General features: G+C 67.7%; 20 protein-coding genes. 11 read left to right on the forward strand and 9 right to left on the reverse strand.

Annotation, left to right across the window (positions count from 1 at the left end):
• Nucleotides 1-56: 56 nt before the first annotated feature.
• The 3 genes from ED92_RS10535 to ED92_RS10545 form a co-directional block, all read right to left on the reverse strand.
• Nucleotides 57-1064, reverse strand: a complete 1008-nt coding sequence (locus ED92_RS10535) for an ABC transporter substrate-binding protein (protein ID WP_081975755.1) — start codon at nucleotides 1062-1064, stop codon at nucleotides 57-59.
• Between the two features lie 96 nt (nucleotides 1065-1160).
• Entirely contained in the window at nucleotides 1161-1751 is a 591-nt protein-coding gene (locus ED92_RS10540) for a hypothetical protein (RefSeq protein ID WP_037336469.1), read from the reverse strand.
• 105 nt (nucleotides 1752-1856) lie between these two features.
• Nucleotides 1857-2801, reverse strand: a complete 945-nt coding sequence (locus ED92_RS10545) for an SAM-dependent methyltransferase (RefSeq protein ID WP_152610899.1) — start codon at nucleotides 2799-2801, stop codon at nucleotides 1857-1859.
• Nucleotides 2802-3155: 354 nt separating this feature from the next.
• Between ED92_RS10545 and ED92_RS10550 the strand changes: the two genes are divergently transcribed.
• The gene (locus tag ED92_RS10550) at nucleotides 3156-3821 is read left to right on the forward strand and encodes an HAD family hydrolase (RefSeq protein ID WP_037336473.1); all 666 of its coding nucleotides are present in this window, start codon (nucleotides 3156-3158) and stop codon (nucleotides 3819-3821) included.
• Here the strand turns inward: ED92_RS10550 and ED92_RS10555 are convergent.
• Complete coding sequence (locus tag ED92_RS10555; RefSeq protein WP_152610900.1) at nucleotides 3818-5203, reverse strand: hypothetical protein; 1386 nt, start codon at nucleotides 5201-5203, stop codon at nucleotides 3818-3820. The genes ED92_RS10550 and ED92_RS10555 overlap by 4 nt on opposite strands.
• A 1174-nt stretch (nucleotides 5204-6377) precedes the next feature.
• Here ED92_RS10555 and ED92_RS10565 point away from each other — a divergent pair.
• The 6 genes from ED92_RS10565 to ED92_RS10590 are packed head-to-tail and all read left to right on the forward strand — an operon-like array spanning nucleotide 6378 to nucleotide 12472.
• The gene (locus ED92_RS10565) at nucleotides 6378-7400 is read left to right on the forward strand and encodes a hypothetical protein (protein ID WP_152610901.1); all 1023 of its coding nucleotides are present in this window, start codon (nucleotides 6378-6380) and stop codon (nucleotides 7398-7400) included.
• 39 nt (nucleotides 7401-7439) lie between these two features.
• Nucleotides 7440-7820 (forward strand): hypothetical protein, encoded by a 381-nt coding sequence (locus tag ED92_RS10570; RefSeq protein WP_037336480.1) that lies wholly within the window; start codon nucleotides 7440-7442, stop codon nucleotides 7818-7820.
• Complete coding sequence (locus ED92_RS10575) at nucleotides 7817-8728, forward strand: hypothetical protein (RefSeq protein WP_037336482.1); 912 nt, start codon at nucleotides 7817-7819, stop codon at nucleotides 8726-8728. The genes ED92_RS10570 and ED92_RS10575 overlap by 4 nt, the downstream gene beginning before the upstream one ends.
• Entirely contained in the window at nucleotides 8725-9351 is a 627-nt protein-coding gene (locus tag ED92_RS10580; protein ID WP_052120414.1) for a DUF3558 family protein, read from the forward strand. The genes ED92_RS10575 and ED92_RS10580 overlap by 4 nt, the downstream gene beginning before the upstream one ends.
• Nucleotides 9348-10280, forward strand: a complete 933-nt coding sequence (locus ED92_RS10585; protein ID WP_037336484.1) for a hypothetical protein — start codon at nucleotides 9348-9350, stop codon at nucleotides 10278-10280. Before ED92_RS10580 ends, ED92_RS10585 begins: the two co-directional genes overlap by 4 nt.
• Nucleotides 10277-12472, forward strand: a complete 2196-nt coding sequence (locus ED92_RS10590; RefSeq protein WP_152610902.1) for a DEAD/DEAH box helicase — start codon at nucleotides 10277-10279, stop codon at nucleotides 12470-12472. The genes ED92_RS10585 and ED92_RS10590 overlap by 4 nt, the downstream gene beginning before the upstream one ends.
• Before the next feature lie 85 nt (nucleotides 12473-12557).
• Here the strand turns inward: ED92_RS10590 and ED92_RS43290 are convergent, their stop codons facing one another.
• Nucleotides 12558-12794 carry a hypothetical protein gene (locus ED92_RS43290; protein WP_037336488.1) on the reverse strand — a complete coding sequence of 79 codons (237 nt, stop codon included), beginning with the start codon at nucleotides 12792-12794 and terminating at the stop codon, nucleotides 12558-12560.
• Between ED92_RS43290 and ED92_RS10600 the strand changes: the two genes are divergently transcribed.
• Both ED92_RS10600 and ED92_RS10605 read left to right on the forward strand, forming a co-directional pair.
• On the forward strand, nucleotides 12738-15863 hold the full coding sequence (locus tag ED92_RS10600; protein WP_235213317.1) for a DEAD/DEAH box helicase: 3126 nt from the start codon (nucleotides 12738-12740) through the stop codon (nucleotides 15861-15863). The genes ED92_RS43290 and ED92_RS10600 overlap by 57 nt on opposite strands.
• The gene (locus ED92_RS10605; protein ID WP_152610903.1) at nucleotides 15860-16537 is read left to right on the forward strand and encodes a Scr1 family TA system antitoxin-like transcriptional regulator; all 678 of its coding nucleotides are present in this window, start codon (nucleotides 15860-15862) and stop codon (nucleotides 16535-16537) included. Before ED92_RS10600 ends, ED92_RS10605 begins: the two co-directional genes overlap by 4 nt.
• A 119-nt stretch (nucleotides 16538-16656) precedes the next feature.
• Here ED92_RS10605 and ED92_RS10610 read toward each other — a convergent pair whose 3' ends face one another.
• The 4 genes from ED92_RS10610 to ED92_RS10625 form a co-directional block, all read right to left on the reverse strand.
• The gene (locus tag ED92_RS10610) at nucleotides 16657-16971 is read right to left on the reverse strand and encodes a hypothetical protein (protein ID WP_037336495.1); all 315 of its coding nucleotides are present in this window, start codon (nucleotides 16969-16971) and stop codon (nucleotides 16657-16659) included.
• Between the two features lie 398 nt (nucleotides 16972-17369).
• A complete protein-coding gene (locus ED92_RS10615) occupies nucleotides 17370-17873 on the reverse strand; it encodes a hypothetical protein (RefSeq protein ID WP_037336497.1) in 504 nt (167 codons plus the stop codon).
• Between the two features lie 124 nt (nucleotides 17874-17997).
• On the reverse strand, nucleotides 17998-18198 hold the full coding sequence (locus ED92_RS42720) for a hypothetical protein (RefSeq protein ID WP_037336499.1): 201 nt from the start codon (nucleotides 18196-18198) through the stop codon (nucleotides 17998-18000).
• Between the two features lie 210 nt (nucleotides 18199-18408).
• Nucleotides 18409-18873: a hypothetical protein gene (locus ED92_RS10625; RefSeq protein WP_037336501.1), complete on the reverse strand. Its 465-nt coding sequence runs from the start codon at nucleotides 18871-18873 to the stop codon at nucleotides 18409-18411.
• Nucleotides 18874-19150: 277 nt separating this feature from the next.
• Between ED92_RS10625 and ED92_RS10630 the strand changes: the two genes are divergently transcribed.
• Both ED92_RS10630 and ED92_RS10635 read left to right on the forward strand, forming a co-directional pair.
• Nucleotides 19151-20413 carry a hypothetical protein gene (locus ED92_RS10630; RefSeq protein ID WP_052120416.1) on the forward strand — a complete coding sequence of 421 codons (1263 nt, stop codon included), beginning with the start codon at nucleotides 19151-19153 and terminating at the stop codon, nucleotides 20411-20413.
• Nucleotides 20406-21287 carry a phosphotransferase gene (locus ED92_RS10635; protein ID WP_037336503.1) on the forward strand — a complete coding sequence of 294 codons (882 nt, stop codon included), beginning with the start codon at nucleotides 20406-20408 and terminating at the stop codon, nucleotides 21285-21287. Before ED92_RS10630 ends, ED92_RS10635 begins: the two co-directional genes overlap by 8 nt.
• The last annotated feature ends 11 nt before the right edge of the window (nucleotides 21288-21298 follow it).

Genomic DNA, 21298 nt, shown 5'->3' on the forward strand with positions numbered 1-21298 from the left:
TGGTGGTGCCGCACTCGTGCGGTACGTGCCGGGGCGGCGGACGGACGGGAAAGGGCCTACTGGTCTGGTGGGGGCGCGATGACCAGGTCTGACATCCGGACCGGCTGCTTGATCACGCCGAAGCTGTGCATCAGGTCCGCCCAGCGCTGCAGCTGCACCGCGGACGGCTTCAGCGGGAAGATCGGGAGTTTCATCAACTGCGCGTCGCCTGCGTCGACCTTCATTTCACGCACGGCGAGCTGCTGCACGATCTCGGGTTTCGACGTCACCTCGGCCGCGGCGCGGCGCAGCGCACGCTGAAACGCCGCGATCTCCGCGGGGTGCTGTTGCGCCCAGGCGGCCGTGACCACGTAGCTGCCGGTCGGGATCGACTGCTCGAAGCCTCCGCCCTTGATCGGATCGATCAGCGGCTTCAACTGCTGCTTGTTCGCCGCCATGATGTACGGCTCGGGCAGCAGCGCAGCGTCGATCTCCTTGCGGGCGAGCAACCCCGGAATGTCGGGGAAGTTCGCCCGCGTCCACTGCACGGTCGAGTCGTCGACCTTGTGGGTGGCCATCACGGCGCGCGTGAGCATGTGGCTCACACCGTTGACGCCGTTGTGTGCGATCCGTTTCCCGGCCAGGTCCGCCACCGTGGGGACCGAGCCGTCGTTGCGGACCATGATCCACATGGTTTCGGGGCCCGCCATCGCGGCCTGGGCGATGACCCGCAGATCCAGGCCGCCCGTGGCGACGGCCGAGATGATCGCGACATCACCGGCGTAGGCGATATCGGCGTCCCCGCCCTGCAACTTCGCGATGCCGGCCTGCCCGCTCTCGGCGGGGACCGGCGTCACCTCGATGCCGGCGGCCCGGAAGTATCCCTGGTCGATCGCCCACCGCAGGGGAGCGGAGTCCAGGATCGTCATCAAGGTCGCGGCCACCTTCGGCCGCGGACCAGACGACTCGTCGGTGTCCCCGCCGAGAAGCCCACATGCGGACGTTGCGAGCAGCAGCGTGGCGGCGAGGACGAAACTGAGAACGCTGGAACAGCGTTTAGTGGTCAAGCGAGACGATCTCATCATGGTGTCTCCGACAAGGAAGCAGCGGGGAATGGGGAGGGGCAAGGACGGACGCCGGACGCGAGCCGGTGGGGAAGAACCTGGGCCGTGGCGCCAAGGTCAGTGGTGTTGGCGTTGCCTGAGCGGGGTTCGGCGGTGATGCTCGTGGCTGGTCAGCAGCAGGCCGCGGAGGGCGTCAGGGCAGCCGCTGCGCGGCTGCAGACTCGGTGAGCGCAGCTGATCGCGGTGGAGTCCGGCTTCGGAAAGAATCATCCAGAGCACCGCGGCACGGGGATCTGCCGAGTCGCGGTCCTGGTGCGCCGATGCGAGCATGCGATGCCACAGGAAGCTGGCCTCGGGGTCCATAGTCCAGCCTCGGAACAGACCTTTGCGGGCCGAGTTCGCGCGCTGCAGTGCCGTCCACGCGACCGTGTACGCCGGGCCCTCGAGTGCGGCGAGCATGTCGCCGATCGCCAGATCTCTCGTCAGCGTCGTGCGGACCGCCAGGCCACACGGCCCAGCCAGCCGGGTGACCGCCGCACCATCGGCGACAGCCAACCGCCCACCTAAGATCTTCACCGCACGCTCGAGGACGAGGTCGGCGACAAGCGCGACCGCGAGCGCATGTCTGTCCCGATGAGACTGACGCGTGAGCACGTGATCGCGTCGGTCTTCACCGACTGCGGACAGCACCAAAGCAGGCAGAGACATCGGACCCTCGTACGCTAGAAGCGCCGTGGAATCTGTTGAGTGCACAGTGTTCCTCCCCTACAGCGCGAGAGCCGGTCGGGGCGGCTCTCTCAGAAAAGCGGGTGACTACGCGTGCGGCCAGGGCCGTCCCTTGTACGCGACGCCGGCGAGGTTGAACCGATCGGTGGCGACCCGCTCACGGAACGGACCGGGCGGATACCACTCCGGGCACGGAACCGGTACACGGTCGTCCGTCAGCGCGTGAGGAACAACCAGCGAGAGATCGGCGAACAATGCCTCGATGTCCTTCTGCGGAAGGAACGGGCGAGTCCCGAGACCTTGCGCCGTCAGCTCGTTGCCCGCCCGCAGCGCCGTCTCAGCGTCATCAGGGTCCTCCGGCGCGCACAGGTGCGTCAGCGCCAGGAACGAACCATCCGGAAGCGTGCGGCTCAAACCTGCGGTGATTTCCTGCACAGTCCACTTCGTGCCGTGAGGCACGAACGGCAGAGTTCCGCACTGCAGCACCGCCACCGGCTGATCGCGATAGAGCGGGAGACTCATGTCGTGCAGCCGGTGGAGCAAGTCAGGATCGTAAATGTCGGCGTGGACAACCCGGACCACGGAATTAGCCGAGTTGAGGGACGTGTCGTACTCCGAGCGCGCGTGACTGAAGATCACAGGTTCCGATTCGACGTAAATAACGACCGCATCGGAGTTCGCCCGCTGAATACGCTTGTGCAGCGGATCCCCGTCCACAGCCCATTGGTCGGCTCCGCAGACGACGAACGTTCTGACCTGCGTGCGCCGGAGCAACATCTCGCAGACCCGCACCTGAAACCGGCGGTCCTCCTTGAACAGACGCTTCGCCGTGGCCGCTCCGCCCGGCAACGCCGCACTGACCGCGCGTGCGACCTGCCGGTCCTCCTCGTAGTGGTCCTTGCCGCCGACCAGCGCGTCGATCAACCGAACACGGCTGGGACCCTGCAGAAGCGCCAAGCGCTCAAACGGCATCAACTGCGGTGTACAACTTGGTTCCCCTTGGATCTCTGCAATTGGGGTCTTGCCTTTCACGACTGGATCACTATCGGTTCCGATCCGGATGGGACATGTTCGACGTCGTAAAGGGGCGCGCGCTGTACCGACCGGCAGTCCTGGTGAGGCGTCGCTACCAGGCGTCGACGCCTAAACGTGTGGGCGTTCTCTACTGGCTGTAACACGCCAGTAGTTGACCACCGCGAGGATCGGCTTTATAAGGTGGCACGGGGGGCGTGCAGAGGGTGTGCAGGGGGTGTGTGCGGTTCAAACCCCGTTGGACCAGGGAGGCTGCGACCGCTGCCAAGTCCGGCGGAGTTGAACCGTATCCTGAGTTGGCAGACTGTCAAAGTGCCCAGGCATGGGTACGAAGTGGAGGGAACAACACCGGCAATGCGGATCAACACGGTGTTCTTCGACGTGGGGGAAGTACTAATCGACGAAGCCCGGGAGTATGGAACCTGGGCGGACTGGCTTGGTGTCTCCCGGCACACGTTCTCGGGCGTGTTTGGGGCGATCGTTGCCCAAGGGCGAGACTATCGGGAAACCTTTCAGGTATTCAGGCCCGGTTTTGACCTCGCTGAAGAACGAGAAAAACGCGCAGCTGCGGGTCAGCCTGAATGGTTCGGAGAGGATGACCTTTATCCAGACGTCCGGCCGTGCCTCGCTCGGTTGCGTGAACTGGGCCTTACGGTAGGGATCTCGGGGAACCAAACGGCTCGCGCTGAAGGACTGTTGCGTGGTCTTGATCTACCACATGACATCCTCGGCACTTCAGACACGTGGGGCGTTGAGAAGCCGTCAACGGAATTCTTCACACGCATCGTCGGCGAGGCAGGGGTTCCAGCAGATCAGATCCTTTACGTCGGTGACAGGCTCGACAATGATGTCGCTCCGGCGCAAAAGGTCGGAATGAAGACAGCTGTTATCCGACGCGGGATCTGGGGCCATGTCCTCCGAGACCCGGAGTCGCCGATTGAGAAGGCATGTGTCTTCACACTCGATTCGCTGGCTGATCTTCCCGACCTCGTGCAGGCCTACAACGCTGACGAGGGTTAGGGTTCGATCGCGAGTTGGGTCCGTAGGAGTTCGTGCGTGCGATCAACCAACCTACGTCCCGTCGGTGCGGTCGACAGCGCGGCGTGTACACGAGGGAGCCGCGCCACGGCCATCCGATAGGGCGCCTGCTCCAACTGGTCACAGGCCTTAATAGCGAGCTCAACGGCATGTTCGGGCGATTTGGAAGCGTGGGCGGCGGCAAGATCCAGCAGTAGTACCGAGCGCTGCTTGCCGCTGTCCGCGCCAAGGCTCTCCAGAGACTGCTGCAGCCAGGCGATAGCTTCGTCGAAGCGGCCGGCCAGGAGTGCTGTGTTGCCTGCGAATCCCGCGAACCGTGAGCTGTCGAAGAAGTCCATCCACAGCGGTGCCGTGCCATCGGACTTGGCGAGATAGTCCTCGGCCTGCTTGAGGTGACGACGACTCTCTGTCACCTGTTCGTTGCGAGCATAGATCTCTGCGGAGACACAATGCAGCCACGCTCGTACTAAGGGGTGGTGGCCCGAGTTCCGCCACTGGCGTTCGGCGGCTACGAGGAATGGGCGCGCATCGGCCAACCTCTCGTCGAAGCCTGGCACAAACGCCTGGTGAGCGGCCACGGCGACCGCTAACGAGTGATCTTTGGCGTGGGCGACACCGGCCTCGGCTGTCCTGAAGGCGTTCAGGGCCTGCCTTTCGAAGCCATCGAGATCGAAGAACGCCAGTCTCGCTACGAGCAGCGCGCACTCTGCAACTGCGGCCGCCAAAACAGGCTCGTCACCCTGGGCTTCGCTCAGCATCTCGCTACCGAGAGCCATGTGTGCTTGCGCTGCGTGAAGGAGCATTCTCGACTGGGAAGTCCAGTACAGCGTGCGTTGATGCGCGACAACTTGGGCGTAGGCGGCCACCGCCTTGGGGTCTGTGCCCGTTGCTCGTCGGCGTCGGTCGACCGACAGCACCTCGTCCTGGTCGACGTCAAGTGGAACGCCTGCTGCTTGGAGAGCTGACCGCCAGGTCTCATCGGCACCGCCTGCCAACACCGGTACGACCTCCTTTGCTGTAAGCCTCCCTCGTAGATTCACCATGCCAGATGCCAGGGCGATGTCGTACGGCCGGGGATCGGCCGGCCGTAGTGCCAGCTCCTCGTCGGTGAGGAGGCCCAGCTCCGAGGCGCTCTTGTTGAGGACCATGCAGAGGTGCTTGGCAAAAAACTTGCTAGTGCCGTTGCGGGTTTCCCAGGATTTGACCATCTGCTCGGTGACTTCGCGATAACCAACGAGCTCTCGATCTCCTTCGGACGCGATGCTGCGATTCAACTGGCGGGCAAGTTCGCTGCGGCTCCATCCACGATCCACTCGATACCATTGCAGCCGCGGATTCTGCTTGAGTTCTCTTTTGCCTGTCACGAAGAGCCCCCTGGTCCATACTTGCCCGGTCACGCGCCTCGAATGTCTATCGCATGTTGCTGCGGTCGTAGCAAGCCGTTGGCGAAGTTTCACTGGCCGCCGTCCGCACCCGGTCACAGAGTATCGGAGAACTGCCACTTGATGTGCCGCAGGCTCTGCGCGACACCTAAAAGGAGTCTCAGGTGTGCGATGAGCGCCTCCGCGGCTCCGATGTTCGTTACAGACGGTGGCACTGAGCCAAGTTGGCTGATGTGGAGCTCGAGAACGCGCATGGCCCACTCACACCCCCTGAGCGCCCCCTGCACACCCCCTGTGCCACCTTATGAAGCCGACACTGGAAGTGGTCAACTACCGGGCGTGTCACAGCCTGCAAAGAAAAGTGCGAATTTCTGCCACCGCTCCTTTCCCAGCGTTGCTCGTGTGCCTACTGTCGGGGCCAGCCCGCGTAGAGGTGCGAGCCGCTTCTGCTGGCAGGCCAGGTGGAGCGCTTCTAGCTCGTGACGTTGAGCCTGCTGGGAGTTGAAGACACAGATCACGCTGGTCAGTGGTCAACCTGCCCTGGCTTCCTGCCAGCTAGTCGAGAACTTCTCGGTGTCCATCCGCAGGTTGAGCAGCACCAACCGGCGACGACAAAGCTGGTCCACACAATCGACGCCGGGGTTCGCCTGGAGCGCGGTCTGCTGGTTCCGTTATGTCTAACCGAGGCCGCGCGCGCGGAGTGCATCTACATGGCAAGTCGCGCTGAACAGAAGTACGTCGTCACATCACGTTCGGTCGACTGTCCAATGTGTCTGGAAAACGCAGCGCAAGCCGAGACAACCTGGCTGCCGGTCATCCCCACTGCAGGCTCAACGCCTCCGGATTGCCGGATCTGGTGGGCTTCGGTGCGAGGTGATCGTCCGCTGCTGGACTGGCTACGGGATCCAGAGGCGTACAAGCGGGCCCGTTCCCACCGGACTGCGGCCGGAGACCTGGCGGGCTTGGTGGCGCAGGCGCCGGTTACTGAGGTGATCAGTGTTAGGGGCGATGTGCTGTCGCACAGCGGAAATCTGATCGAGCCCGGTGCCGGCAAGGACGTCACGGCGCTTGTCCGCCGTGTGATGGCAGGCGTTGACGCTTGCAGAGGGGATTCGGTGTGCGCGGAGGTGTTGTGCGGTCCGGTCAGGTCCGGTTCATGAGTTACAACATGTTCGCCTATGGCGACGACCTTGAGCGGGCTGAGCTTGCCCACAAGGTGATCCGGCAGCAGCGCGCGGAGGCGGCCGCGGCGGGCGATGCGCTGGTGGTCGCTGTGCAGGAGCTGATCGCCGGCGACCTGGCGGTCGGAGGCGTCGGCACGCGGTGGTGTCGTCGCTGGTGGCCGGGGCCTGGTCGGCGGAGTAAGGCGGGGCGCGCGGGGTGGCGGCTGCGGGAGCTGGCTGAGGCGACCGGTTTGCGGTGTGAGTATCAGCGGAACCGGCCGGCCGTCGGGGTGGGCAATGAGCGTTATCACCTGGGGTTGTTGTGGTCGGACGAGCTGAGCCCGGCCGGCGGGTTCGCTGTGGTGGCGGGTCAGGCGTTGTGGCATGCGTATGTGCAGCTCGACCTGGATGTCGGGGTACGGGAGCCGGTGGCGCACGGGTCGTTCCATGCGAGGCCGCATGGGCTGCGTCAGCGCGCCGACGAGTGCGAGGTGGTGGTGAAGCGCGTGTACCGGTCGCCATCTTCGCGGGCGACGCTGGTCGGGCTGGACCGGAACGGAGTCGCGGCGGATCTGCCGGGCTGGCCTCCACAAGTCTCGGGAGAGACGCTGTGGCCGGAGTACGACCACGACCCATTCCACGTGCGCCACGGCGAACCGTGCCGCACGGTCGACTGGCGTCGCGAGTTTGTGGACCAGTGCCGGACGTGGATCAACGCCGACGGGACGCGGGGCTGGGAGGCGGACCGGACGGCGGGACGAGTGCTGTGTGATGGCGGCCTGGTGGACGCGGCCGCGGCGCTCAAGAAGCCGTGGGCGGCGACCGTCGGGCATTGGTCCGGCGAGGGGGCGTGCGGGTCGCGTCGGCTCGACAGCGTGATCGTCACCCCTGATGTCGTGCCCGGGTTGGTGTCGTGCGAAGTGATCGCGAGCTCGCTGGCGAAGAAGGCGTCGGATCATCTGCCGGTTATCGCGCGGTATGCGCCGACGGCGATCACCGTATCGGCCGGCGGGTAGGGGTCGCGTGGACGGACATGGTGTCGGGGGAGTGGCGTGATGCCGGGCCTCGATGTGGTCGCGGCGCGGATGCCGTTGCGGCGCAGCAGCTTGAGCGCCCGGTCGGAGTGGTGGCCGACGATCGGCGACGTCGTCATCGAGGCGCACGGCGACGACGTCCCGGACGCCGATTGGTTCGGGCCGGGGGAGGGCGGCCGCGCGTTTGTGCGATGGATACCGCGTTATGAGCGGTCGCCGTGTCGCTTGTGGACGGTCTTGGAGTGGCAGGCGCACGGGTTGCCGGTGGTCGATATCGCGGTCCTGGTCGGTGTGCCGGAGGCCCGCGTGCGGTCGTGGTTGACCGGGAACGCGCGTGAGGCACGGAAAGAACGGGAGACGGCCGCGATGAGACCGCGGTCGACGAGGGGAGAGACGACATGACGGGCACCGAGTTACGGCTACGGACCGCGACAGCGAACGTGAAACGCGCCGGATACAACCGTGCGACCCGGTTTCACGATCACGACAAGCTGGCGGCGACCTTGTGCTCGCTGAAGGAAGCGCCGCACGCGCTGTTTTTGTCGGAGTGCACCCATTACGCCGACACGTCCCTCGATCCGGATCCGCTCGAGGAGGTCCTTAAGCTGCTCGGTTCGTTGTGGACGACCAGGGGTCCTGACGGCCGGAAGTTCGGCGAAGTCCCCTACCGTGCCTGGATTTCCAAGGTGCCGGGGTCGGTGAACGTCCCCGGACTGTTCGTCGACCCCCGTACCGTCCAACCGGGCACTCCTTATCGGCTCGCCGGCAGGCGGACCCAGCTGGCCAACACCCTCACCGCCACCATCAACGGCCATCCGTTCCGGTTGAAATGCGTGCATTGGAACGGATCCCGCGGCCCGAATGGCCTGACCGAGCAGGCGGATCAGGACGGTCAGGTCGCGTCGGAGAACGCGCTCTACGCCGGTGACTTCAACACGACCAGCTCCGCTCAAGGCGAGACGGTCTATGAGAACTGGGGGGAGCTCTGCGACCGGGTGGGCCGTCCGTGGATGCGTAGCCAGAAAGGCATCCGGCGTCCGGACGGGACGTGGGTGACGAACACTGGGATGGACCGGTTTCTGGAGCATGGGTGGTGGGACGCGGGCCAGGTCGCCGGTGTCTTCACCCCGACCACGACGGACCTGGAGACCGCGCTGCGGATCGATCGCATCGTGCTGTCGAAGCGGTCACCGGCCAGGTTCGACCCCGACACGTACGCCGTCCACGGCCATCCGCTCCTCGCCAAGGGTGCGAAACCGAATGATCACCTGATGGTCAGCAGTGACGTCATCGTCGAGGCGGCAGCATGACCACGCTGGCCAGGGTGGCGGCGGGGCCGAGCACGCTGCTGGTGATCGCAACAGTCGTGGCCGGGTGCGGCCCAGCCCCGGTGAGCCCTCCGGCGCCGTCGCCGACGACGACGCGGACGATCGGGCTGACGACCCTGGTCCCGCCCTACGCGGGAGCACCGGCTGTGAGGGATCCGCTGCCGGGCACGGTGCTGTCCGGTCACCCGTGCGCGACCGCGCTCACCCCGGCCCAGGTCACGCAGGTGCTGGGGATCGAGGCCTTCGGCAAGCCCGACCGGACCGAACCGGCAGGCCCGACCTGCCTGTGGGAGAACCCGGTGACCGCCTGGACCGTGCGGGTGATGTACGCGACGACCCACCGGCAGGGTCTGAGCGCGGTGTATCCCTCGCCAGGCCCGGAGGAGGGCTGGGTGTGGCGGGAAGGGATGGTGGGTGGCTTCCCGTCGGTGGTCACGACCCGGGATCCGCAGTGGTACTGCATGGTCACGGTCGGCCTGGCCGACGACGCCGCGGTCGGGGTCTCGCTGATCGGCCGCGTCGGCGACAGCCGTGAGGTGTGCGCGGCGACCGGGCAGGCCGCCGAGCTGGTCGTCGCGACGGTGAGGAAGCAGGTCGGACGGTGACCGGCTTGATGCCGCCAGAAGCCGTGTGGCTCGACCGAGCTGGGCGGCGGCCGTCGGTGATGATTGACCATCCCGGGTGGTGGCTCGACGGCGAGGGGCGCTGGCGGCGGCTCCTGCGTGCGCCGGGTGCGGTGTGGCTGGCTGTGGCCACACCGCACCCTGACGGCGGTCGCGAGATCGTGCTGGAGCTCGTCGAGGGGCAGCCGGCCACTGAACCGGAGTTCGACATCGTCGACCCGGCTGCGCTGCCCGACACTGGTTCCGGGCTGCGCGCAGCCCTGCTGGCTGCGGGGCCGGTGGCGCGGATCCGCACCGGTGACCTCTGGGAGGCCCTGGTCGGCGCGATTCTCCGGTGCACCATCGCACCTGAGCAGGCCCGAGAGCTGTACCGGAAAGCCTCACGGGGACTCGGGCATGGCCATGACACGGCGTTCGGCCGGGACTGGCGGTTCCCCACTCCCGCTGTGGTTGTGCAGTTGGCGCCGGACGTATTCGACAGCTATGGGCTGGGCGAGGTCCGTGATCGGCTGCGCACCGCGGCGTGGGTTGTCCGGGCGATTAAAGCGGGCTGGCACACCGTGCCGTGGGACAGTCTCGCCGCGATCCTGGCGCCGGTACCGCGCCTTGGCTCCGCGATCACCGGTGCGGCGATCGCGGACCTTTCCGGTGACTTTCGGTTTCTCCCACCCGATGACGTCCTCGTCATGAGCCGGGTCCGCGCTGTGGATCCGGCGTCCTGGCCCGAGGCAGCTGCGGCGTTCGGCACCCGCTGGCTGGCGATGGTCGGGACCGAGCGGTCGGCCTGGACGGTGCTGGCCCTTGCCGCCGATACCCGGCACTGGCCGCCGTATCGCGGGTGGCCCCGCCCCACCGGCGCGTCACCGCAGCCGGATTCCGATGACACCAGGAAGGGAGCAGAAGCACGGTGAATCCTCGCGATGCGGTGCCGGACACCGCGATGGACGACGTCATCACGGGTGGCGGTCGCATGAAGATCGGGACTCGCCGCTACCAGGTCGATGCGGTCCGCGCGTGCATCACGGAATTGCGGGACGGGGGCCGCGGGCAGCTGATCTCTGCCTGCGGCACGGGGAAGACGGTGATGTGCCAGCGGGTCGCCGAACTGGTGTGCGCACCTGGTGGGGTGGTCGTGATCGCCTGTCCGTCGATCGCGCTGGTCTTGCAGGTCCTGCGGGAATGGAACCAGACCAATCACGACCATGTCGCGCTCGCCGTGTGCGGGGACGACTCCGTCGGGGACTGCGCCGCGACCGCCGCTGACCTGCCCGGCTCGGTCACGACCAGCCCGGAGACCGTCGCGGCCTGGTTGCGGCGCCCGGCGGTCACGGCGATCCGGTTGATCGTGAGCACGCACCGCTCCGCGCACCTTGTCGGTGAAGGTCTGAGGCGCGCCGGGACCGTCGCGGAACTGCTCATCGTGGACGAGGCCCATCGATCAGCCGGCAGGGTCGACAAGCACACCGCGCTTCTGCACGATGACCAGCAGATCGGGGCCGTGCGGCGGGTGTATACCACCGCCACCCCCAAGGTTGTCCGGAAGGGCCGGAAGCGTTCCGGTCCGGAGAGAGTCGGGATGGACAACCGGGGCGTCTACGGACCTGAACTGTTCCGGTACACCGTCGCCGAGGCTATCGCCGAGGGCTATCTCGACAACTACCGGCTCGTGGTCATGGGAGTGACACGCCGGGAGATCCTCGAGCATCTGGCGTGTTTGCCGCGCGAGGCGGTCGCGAGCCTGGAAAGTCCTACGGGGCTGCACACCGCGATGGTTCAGACCGTGCTGGCCCGCGCCGCTGTCCAGTTCGGACTCCGGCGTGTCCTGACGTTCTGCCGCCGGGTCAACGAGTCGAGAGAGTTCGCGCGGACGATGGCGCGCACCCTCCAGGCGTTGCCCGCCGACCTGCGGCCGGCCCGGCCGCTGCACGCGGCGCATGTCGACGGCACGATGCCCGTCAGCGAGCGCGAGAGGATCCTCGCCACCCTGGTGAACCCGCCCCACGAGGGGTGGACCGTGGTGAGCAACGTGCGGTGCCTGTCGGAGGGAGTCGATGTTCCCTCGGTCGACGCGGTCGCGTTCACCTCACCGAAGCAGTCGGTCATCGACATCATCCAGGCTGTCGGGCGAGCGCTGCGCCGTAATCCGGAGGGATCCGGCGTCGCGACGATCCTGGTGCCGATTCTGCTGCCGGACGATCCCGTCGATGTCGAGGACGTCGATTTCGCGGACTACAGCCAGGTGTGGCAGGTCGTGCGGGCGTTGCGTGCTCACGACACCGTGCTGGGTGAGGCGCTGGATCGCGGTCGCGCGGACCTGGGCAGACGGGACGGGGATCCCCAGCCGCTGGAACAGATCGTGGTGAATCTGCCGGAGGGCTACGACGACGGGAGATTCCTGCGGTACCTCAACGCCCGCATCATTTCGACCTCCACCACCAGCTGGTGGGACGGGTACGGCCATCTCACGCGTTTCCACGGCGAGCACGGGCACGCGCACGCCGGTGGCGATGATGTCGCCGACGATGGTTCCGAGACCGGCTACGCGCTGGGTGCGTGGGCCGATCGGTGCCGCGACTCGCATCGTCGCGGTGTCCTTCCCGCCGACCGGGCGGAGGCGCTGCGCGAACTCGGCTTCGACTTCGAACCCGACGCGGTGGCGTGGCATGCCGGGATCGGGGCTGCGCGGAAGTTCCACGCCAAGCACGGGCATCTCGAACCCGTGCGGTCGACGAAGATCGACGGCGTGGAACTGCGGTCGTGGCTGGACAAGCAACGGTCCCGGGCCGCCGCAGGGAGTCTCGCCGCAGAGCGGATCGCGCAGCTTGACACGCTCGGCATGCGGTGGGGCGCCGAGCCCGCGACGTTCGACGAGTACCTGTCGATCCTGCGGGCGTATCACGACGAGCACGGCGACATCACCATCGCGCCGGATCCCGCGACTCCGTTAGGTCGTGTGGGGGAGTGGCTGATCCATATCCGGATTCAGCATCGGCTGAGGAAGCTCACCGACGACCAGATCGCCGCGCTCGACGCGCTCGGCATGCAGTGGACAACGCGGGCCGGGTCTGCGCTGATGCCGCAGTTCTCCGCCGCGCTCAGCTGATCACCCGCGGGACGTCCATGTGCTCCGTCCTGGGCGCCACCGCGGTCGCCCTCGTCCTGAACTGACCAAGGGACCTTTCACTGTGTCAGCACGATCGCCCCGCCCCGCGAGCCCGCTCCGTCGGCGCGGCGCCGCGTCCAGCGCCGGCGGCCGGGCGCCGGACCTGGCCCTGTTCGATCTGCGCGCCGTCGGCGCCGAACCAGGCCCAGCGGTACTCCGAGACCGCCCATACCAGGTCGCCGCCGTCGACGCGTGCGTAGCCGGCCTGGCCGGAGGGGGACGTGGGCAGCTGCGGACCGCATGCGGTACCGGAAAAACCCACATGGCCATGTGGACCGCGCAACGCCTCCCTGTCACCAGCGGAGTCGTGGTCGTCGTCGCGCCCACGGTCGGGCTGGTCACCCAGATCCTCAGGTCCTGGGCCGCACACGACCAGCACCACACCGCGCTGGCCGTGTGCGGCGACGACACCGTCCTGCCCGACTCGGCGGTGACCGTCGACGACATCACCGAGCCGGTCACCACCGATCCCGACGTCGTCGCGCACTGGCTCCGTAGCGCACCCGCCGACCAGGGAATCCGGCTGATCGTGGGAACGCACCTGTCCGCGCACATCGTCGGGGAAGGGCTGCAGAAAGCACAGATCGTTGCCGACCTGCTCGTCGTCGACGAAGCGCACCACACCGTCGGAGCGGCCGACAAACATTCCGCGCTGGTCCACGACGACGAAATCCTGCCCGCGCTGCGGCGGCTCTATCTCACCGCCACCGCCCGGATACTCAGCCCGGCCCAGCGCGCCGCTCGTGCTGCCCGCGGCACGGTCGATCACACCCACAGCATGGACCAGGAGAGCGTCTACGGGCCGGTCCTGTATCGCTACTCGACCTCGCAGGCCATCGCCGACGGCTACCTCGACAACTTCCAGCTCGCGGTCATCGGCGTGGCCCGCTCCGAGGTGGCCGCGCTGCTGCGACGCGCGCTCGCCCGCGGCGGCAAACAACCCAGGTTGCACACGGCGATGGTGCACACCGCCATCGCCCGCGCCGCCAGAAGCTACGGGCTGCGGCGCATCGTGGCCTTCTGCTCCCGTGTCGCCGACGCGGCGACGTTCGCGGACACCTACACCTCGACCTTGGACCTGCTGCCTGATACACACCAGCCCGATCGACCACTGCACACCGCGCATGTGCACGGCGGAATGTCCGCGGCAGAACGCGAAGCGGTGCTGCGAACGCTCGACCAGCCACCCGACGACGGGTGGACCGTCGTCAGTAACGTGGCCTGCCTGTCCGAGGGAGTCGACGTCCCCGCGCTCGACTGCGTGGCCTTCACCTCACCGAAACGCTCCACCGTCGACATCGTCCAAGCCGTCGGCCGGGCACTGCGTCCCAACCCGCACGGCAGCGGGACCGCCACGATTCTCGTGCCGATCCTGTTGCCCGACGACAACACCGACGACGTCGACCCTGGTGACTTCGAACAACTCTGGGAGGTAATCCGGGCGCTTCGCGCCCACGACGACATTCTCGCCTCAGCCCTCGACCACAGCCGCGCGCACGGGTTCCGCGACACCGACCAGCTGCCCCGGATCTCCGTCGACCTGCCCGCAGGCTATGACGACGACGGGACGTTCCTGCGACACCTGACCGTGCAGCTGGTCAAATCGGCCACGACTCCCTGGTGGGACGGCTACGCCCGGGTGGCCGCCTACCACGCCGCCCACGGCACCATCGGCGTGGCGCAGACCTTCGTCCATGACGGGTTTTCTCTGGGCAGATGGCTCGACCAGGCTCGCAAGGCACACCGTCTGGGGCGACTGCTGCCCGAGCAGATCGCCGCCCTGGAGAAACTCGGCATCGTGTGGGATCCCGCGGCCGAACCCGAACGACTCGGGAGGGACGCGGTGCGCCGCTTCCACGCGGCGTCCGGCGACCTCCGCCCGACGTTCGACTTCGTCGACGACACTGGATTCCCTCTGTACCAGTGGCTCGCGAGGTGCCGGCAGAAACACCGCAGGGGGCAGATGTCCGACGAGCTGTACCAGTTCCTCAGCGAACACGGCATGGTGTGGGATCCCATCGACGACAAGTGGAACACAGGCCTCGCGGTCGCGAAGGTATTCCACGACAGTTACGGACATCTGCGCGTCCCCGTCACCCACCAAGCCCATGATTCTCATGGCCGCCCTTACGATCTGCGGGCATTTCTGGACCGTTGCCGCTCCAATCGGCGCCACGGCAAACTGAGCGCAGCTCGCGTCGCGGAGCTTGACGCGCTCGGTATCGAGTGGACGCCGAACGACACCGCCTGGAAGAAGTCGCTCGCGGCACTGACCACCTATCACGACCAGCACGGCGACCTCAATGTCTCCGGCGATCGCTACGTCGTGGACGGAGTCAACATCACCGACATCCTCTGGGTCGCCCGCAGGGACTACGCTGACGGCACCCTCGCCGCCTCGCGCATCGCCGATCTCGAAGCCCTCGGCATCGACTGGACACCGGGGAAATGGGGCCGTCTTATCGAGACGCTGCGCGCCTACCACGCGGAACACGGGAACATCGACGTCCCGCACGATTTCCGCGCTCACAACTGCAATGTCCGCGTGTGGCTCGGCCAGCGCCGCCGGGATCGCAAAGCCGGGGTTCTCACCGACGACCAGATCGCCACCCTCGACGCGCTCGGGATGAACTGGGGCACCTACGCCAACCGTGAAAGGCTGTGGGCCGAGAGTTTCGCACAAGCCCAGCGTTTCCATGCCGCGCATGGGCACCTGCGCCCTGGAAACGGAAAGAACACCAGCGACGAGGAAGCCGCGCTCTACCAGTGGCTGAACGCTCAGCGGCGACTCTTCGCGCGCGGGAAACTCTCACCTGAGCGTGTCGCCGCCCTCGAAAGCCTGGACATAGATTGGAATCCCCTGACACGCAAAGAATTGCTGTGGCAGCAGGCATATGAGGGGGTCAAGGCGTTCCACGCCGAACACGGGCACCTCGCCATCGCGAGTGACCCGAGACATCCCGAGCGCCGAGCGTTGTCCAAGTGGCTCGGACACCAGCGCTCCTATCACGCCAACGGGACACTCAGCGCGGAGCGGGTCGCGAAACTGACCGAACTCGGCATGGACTGGCGCGTTCTGAGCTCCGGCGACAGGGCCTGGGAGATCCGGTTTACCGAAGCCATGGTGTATCACGCCCGACATGGGTCGCTCGCCGATATTCCGCGCGGGCACACCACCAGTACGGGGTTCGGTCTTGAATGCTGGCTGCGGACTTGTCAGCGTGCAGCGGGCACCGGCGACCTCACCCCGGACCGCAAGAACCGGCTGGCGGCTCTCGGAGTCGTGTTCGCGCCAGGTCGCCGCCCTGCCGAGGCAGGAGCGGGTGCATGAACGGAGAAGATCAGGCCACTGTGGACGAACACGACAGGGCGTGTGCTCCAGCACGGGAGCGTTGCGTCGCCGAGGAGGCGGCAGTGACGATCCGCTGCTACAGCGGACCGAATCTGCCGGAAATGCTGATGACACCGATGATCGCCCACCTGATGTGGAAGTGGCGTGCCGCCTATCAACCGGCGCTCGCGGCGGTGGGGACGAAGCTGTCTTCCCGCCGGCGCGCTGTCCTGGAGAGGGCTTCGCGACCCCGCATGGTCTTCGTCGTGGGCGAGGAGGCACTGATGAGGTTCGAGGCAGGCAAACCCGATCCAACGACCGCGGCCGAGCAGATGAGGACCCTCGGTGACGATGCGGCGAAGCGCCATGTCAGCGTCCTGATCTATCCGTTGAGCGCGTCCGCGCTGCCGGCTGACCGGTTCGTGGTGACCACCGCCATGGACGGACGGACTGCGGTTTTTTCCGACACGCCAGGACCAAGCGGGCTACGGGTCGTCCGTGATCTCGAACAGGTGGAGGCGTACGTCGCGGCGTTCACCGCGTTGCGCGGCGACAGCCTGAGCGAGGACGCCAGCCGCGCACGGATCGCCGAGGCTTTCCCGCCGGACCACGCGGCAGCCTCGCCAGGAGACGGCGACCGCGCGGATCCGCCGCCGACCGCTGTCGGGCCGTGAGGCCGATCGCGTCCGGCGCCCCTGGCAGCTGGAAACCGCCGCCGTCCTTGGCGGCAGGGAGGAAACCGAGGCGTCCTGAACGGCCGTCGAGGCGCTTTGGCTGCCTGGTTGTGTCCGGCTCAGCTGGTGGGGCGCAGTGCGTGTCGGCCGGTGGCTTCGGCGATGGTGCTCAGGTCGGTGAGCAGGACATTGATCTTGAGCGGGAGCTGACATCGGGTCCGGCGCCGCCACCGCGGGCGCGGGCATGTTTCGCAGTCGCCGTTGGTGTCGATCTGGTGTTGATCCAGCAATACCCGCAGCGCGCCGGTCAGCAGCAGCACTGCCTGCGCGAGTTGTTGCGGGGACGCGGTATCGGCGTGGTGCGCGGCACGGTCGTAGCTGTCGAGACGCGTCATCACCTCGTCGGTGAACGTCTGCGCGAGGACGTAGGTCACGGCTTCTCCTTATGTGGAAGACGATGTTGACGCCGACCGCGACCGCAACGGCATCACCGGTGGCGTGTCTACGGTGGTGGAGCGTTGCGCGGGAACGACCGGCTCGCAGGTGTCCGGGTCGGCTGCTATCACGACCAGCGGGCCGAATCTCGTCGCGGCGGCGGAGGCGCATTCTCCGATCCGGTCAGGTTCTCTGCGGCCTGGTGGCTGGTGGGGAAGCTCGGTGACCGTGGCTGCGGTCATGGTGCGCCACCGTGCCCCGAAGGCGACGGGAAAGGTCGTCTGGGAGAGCCGGGAGTGCTGGTAGGGCATGACTTTGCCGGTGATGGCGTGCCCGTCGATGACGGCCGTGACGAGGGTGCCGATCCACGGCAGTGCCGGAACCGTTCCGAGCGGGCTCACGACGGCGGGCCGGGTTCTGGATTGGTCGGGGGCACGTGTTTGGGGCCTTTCGTGGGCAGCTGGTGAAGCTTCGCGAGCACGCGTTCGACGACGGCGAGGTCAGGGCCAGGCATGGGCTGGTGTACCGGTCGTGCGGCGGCGAACGGGACCACGGGCCGCGCCAGCCGCAAAGGTGGCGGGCGGTAGGGGAGCAGGTCGGCGGCGAACACGGCGACGGCGGGCAGTCTGTGCCGGGGCACCGTGGGTGCCAGCATCACCGCGCGCTCCCGTGCGAGGTCCAGGGATCCGGCCAACGGCAGGTAGGCGGTGGGCGGGTCAGCGCGGCGGGAGCGGGCGACGACGGTGGTTTCGCTTTTCCCGCAAGTACAGCGGCAGACGCAGCGTCGTCGGGTCAGGTGCACGGTCCAGGCGGTGACGTCGCGCGCCGGCTCGGTGTCGGCCGGTCCCCAGGTGTGGTGGTCGCGGGCGCAGTCGCCGCAGCGGACGGGATCCGGGTGCACGGTGCGGTGGCCTAGCGGCCGGGCAGGAGATGGGGCGGGACGGCCAGGACGGGCACGGCGCCGTGAGCCGGATGGTCCGCGGCCGGGTGCGCGACCCGCGCGGCCGGGGGGCGCCGTGTCGTGTTCATCGGGGGTCGTCCTGGCCGGACGCGGCACGGCGGGCCTCGACGATCTGTGACGGCCACATGATGAACCCGTGGTCGCATTGGTAAGCGGCGTGCTCCCAGGCCCAGGTGTCGCAGCAGTGGCCTCCGACGGCGAAGGACACACCATGTTCGACGACGAGCACGGTGCTGGTGGGTGGGGCAGTGGTCTGGTGGGTCACGGGATCAGCTCCTCGAAGGGCGGTGAGCGTGGCATGGGGTGGGTGCTCCGCGCCGGGGCGGGAAGGCGCCGGACGGGTGGCGGCCGCCTGCGCTGCCGGCGTCGGGGGCCGCCTGGGCAGCGAGCTGGTCACGGCGCGCACGGCGCGGAGCACCTGGTCGTGGTGACATTCAAGTTCGAGAGGGTCGTGCTGCTGCGGGCGAGCCGGGTCTCACCCCGTGCTCTCCGGCGGTGCGCAGCGTGAGGGTTGCGCGGTGGCTGGTGCGGCCGGTGTCTCCTCGGCTGCGAGGTGGAGGGTTTCCAGGACGCGGTCGACGGCGCTTCGCGAGCCGGGGGAGCTGTCGCGCAGATGACGCCACCGCACGCCGCGGACCTCCGGGGCCCTCATCCGCAGATCCGTGCGTGTGGTGACCCTGGCCATCACCAGCGTCCCGGCCTGCACCATGCCCTGCGCTGTCTGGCTCGTGGCGCCGAGCCGGCGTACGGGAGTTCGGGGGAAACCCCAATCCGACAGAAGCCACGTGGCGGCGTGTTCGATCGAACTTTCCGGTACGTGGGGGACCGAGGGCAATTGCCATTCCGTTTCCTGGAATGGTGGTGTCAGGGTGCATTGCAGGACGTCGTCCTGGTGAATGATGGCCACCATGAGGCAGGTGTTTGGGCTGTCGGAGGTCACGCTGTTCCTCGCGTTGTCGTCTCTTCCCGGATCCACGGCCGGACATTGACCGGGATCCGTTGGTGCGGGCCAGATAACCAGGGCTTTCCTGGGGTTTCGGCCGTGTTGTGAGCGTGCCTCGCTCGCGCCTGCCGCGGAACCCCGTGGCGTTGCAGCCACTTGCAGCACACTGCAATGCGCGTTGCAGCCCTATTGCAGTTCACTGTTCCGGGCGGCACAGTGGAGCGGGATAGGGAGGGCGTGGACAATGAATTTCCGGTGGACGGCGCAATCGGCGATGGCTCTCAAAGCGGCGCTGAACCTGAACCTGGTGTCTTTTGCCGAGCATCTCGGACTGAGCCCCAGCACCGTCAACCACTGGAGCGCACCCGGATCGTCGGTCACACCGGGCAGGGAAGCGCAAGAGTTACTGACCGTGGCCCTGAACCAGGCCACCGGCGAGGCGAAGAACCGGTTCTGGGCCACCGTGGCCACCGGACCCGACGACCCGGCCGGCGCACCTGAGCGGCTCGATCTGGGCAGGCAGATCCGGGACGGCGCGACGCTGTCGATGACGATGGCCGACGAGGCCGCCCAGCTGGCCTCCAGCGACGAACAGCTGAGCTACCTGCGCGACGAGCTGTGCAGGATCGCCGTCGCCTATGTCCACACGCCACTGTCCACCGTGGTCGACGACCTCCGCGACGCGCAGAAAACCCTGGCGGCCATCACCCAGACCGCGCACCGCCCACGCAGCGCACACGAAGCGACCGTCCTGTCCGGAGTGCTGTGCCTGCTGCTCGCGCACGCCAGCCAGAACGCGGGCGACCAGAAAGCGGCACTGCAGCAGCTGCGGTCGGCGAGCACCTTCGCGAACGTCGCCGGGAGTGACGCGCTGCGGGCCTGGACGCTGGGTTCCGCGGCACTCATGCTCGAGTGGTCCTCCCGCCCCGGGGAAGCCGCCGCACGAGCCCGCGAAGGCCTCCAGCACCCCGTCAGTGCGCAATCGCACCAACGACTGCTGGCGATCGCCGCCAGGTCAGCCGCCCGAGCCGGGGACGTCCCGGCCGCACGCGACGCACTCGCCCGCCTCGCCGACCTGGACCCGGCACCCGCCGCCCGGGACGACGTCGTCGACTTCGGCGGGCTGCTCAGCTTCCCGGCATCGAAGCTGACCTACTACCAAGGAGGGGCCCTGACGCTGCTCGGCGACTACGAGCGGGCCGAACACCACTCTTCGACGGCGATCAACGGCTACGAAACCGGCCCCTTGGAGGAGCGCTCCTACGGCGACGAAGCGCTCGCCCGGCTGGACGTGACCCGCGCCCGGCTCGGCCAGGGCGACGTCACCGGCGCGCTCGCCGCCGCCGAGCCCGTCCTCACCCTCGACCCGCAGCTGCGGATCCGGCAGATCGACACCGCCATCGGAGGCCTGCGCGCGGACGCACACGCCCTCGCCGGACGTCGTCACGGTGACGCCGCAGAGCTCACCGACCGCCTCACCGGCTATCTGACCGCGGCCCGGCAGGCGCCCCGAGCACTACCATCGGCTCGTGCCTGATCACCCGGACACCGCCGCCCTCGTCCAAGCCTGTCGCGACGCGGGCCTCGACCCCCGTGGCGCGGTCCTGCTCCGGCGGCACGCCACCACCGTCTACCGCATCCCCGGCCCCGGCCAGGACATGATCGCCAAGATCGCCCCGCACACCGCCCGGACCAGCGCGGAGCGCGCCATCCACCTCACCCGCTGGCTCCGCACCCACGACTTCCCGTGCACCGAACCAGCCGACGTCAGCCAGCCGATCGACGCCGGCGACTTCGTCGTCACCTTCTGGAAGCACTACGACCAAACCCAGCAGCGGGACCTGCCCGGCGCCGCGCACCTCGGAGCGCTTCTCCGGGTGCTGCACGCCCTGCCCGCACCGCCTATCGACCTGCCCGCGGCCGCGCCTCTGAGGCACTTCGCGGACCTCGTGACCTCCTCGGCCGCCTTGTCCAGCGACGACAAAGCCTGGTTGGTGGCCGAACGTGGCCGCCTGCTCGCCGAGTACGCCGACCTCGACTTCCCTCTCGGCGTCGGCATGCTGCACGGAGACGCTTACCCCGGCAACACACTTTGGGACGGGGACACCGCACTGCTCGGCGACTGGGACGAACCGGCCTTCGGCCCCCGCGAACTCGACCTCGCACCCACCCTGCAAGGCGGCATCAGGTTCGGGCGCAGCACCGCCGAACTCGACGCCTTCACCACCGCCTACGGCCACGACCCCCGCGACTGGCCCGGCATGGCCACGCTGACCGGCCTGCGAGACTTGCACACCCTCGGCTCCTTCATCCGCCGCGCCCAGCACGGCGACACCGACGCCGTGAACGAACTTGACGTTCGGATCACGTCCCTGCGCCGACGAGACAACTCATCCTGGCGCGCCGCCTGACCCAGCGGGAA

The sequence above is a fragment of the Amycolatopsis sp. MJM2582 genome (genome assembly GCF_000754115.1).
GTDB classification, from domain to species: domain Bacteria; phylum Actinomycetota; class Actinomycetes; order Mycobacteriales; family Pseudonocardiaceae; genus Amycolatopsis; species Amycolatopsis japonica.

Coding starts and splice junctions, on each gene's coding strand:
- ED92_RS10570 (WP_037336480.1), top strand. CDS start 7,440: ATGCCGGGCCTCGATGTGGTCGCGGCGCGGATGCCGTTGCGGCGCAGC.
- ED92_RS10550 (WP_037336473.1), top strand. CDS start 3,156: ATGCGGATCAACACGGTGTTCTTCGACGTGGGGGAAGTACTAATCGAC.
- ED92_RS10630 (WP_052120416.1), top strand. CDS start 19,151: ATGGCTCTCAAAGCGGCGCTGAACCTGAACCTGGTGTCTTTTGCCGAG.
- ED92_RS10540 (WP_037336469.1), bottom strand. CDS start 1,751: ATGTCTCTGCCTGCTTTGGTGCTGTCCGCAGTCGGTGAAGACCGACGC.
- ED92_RS10575 (WP_037336482.1), top strand. CDS start 7,817: ATGACGGGCACCGAGTTACGGCTACGGACCGCGACAGCGAACGTGAAA.
- ED92_RS10605 (WP_152610903.1), top strand. CDS start 15,860: ATGAACGGAGAAGATCAGGCCACTGTGGACGAACACGACAGGGCGTGT.
- ED92_RS10565 (WP_152610901.1), top strand. CDS start 6,378: ATGAGTTACAACATGTTCGCCTATGGCGACGACCTTGAGCGGGCTGAG.
- ED92_RS10580 (WP_052120414.1), top strand. CDS start 8,725: ATGACCACGCTGGCCAGGGTGGCGGCGGGGCCGAGCACGCTGCTGGTG.
- ED92_RS10535 (WP_081975755.1), bottom strand. CDS start 1,064: ATGATGAGATCGTCTCGCTTGACCACTAAACGCTGTTCCAGCGTTCTC.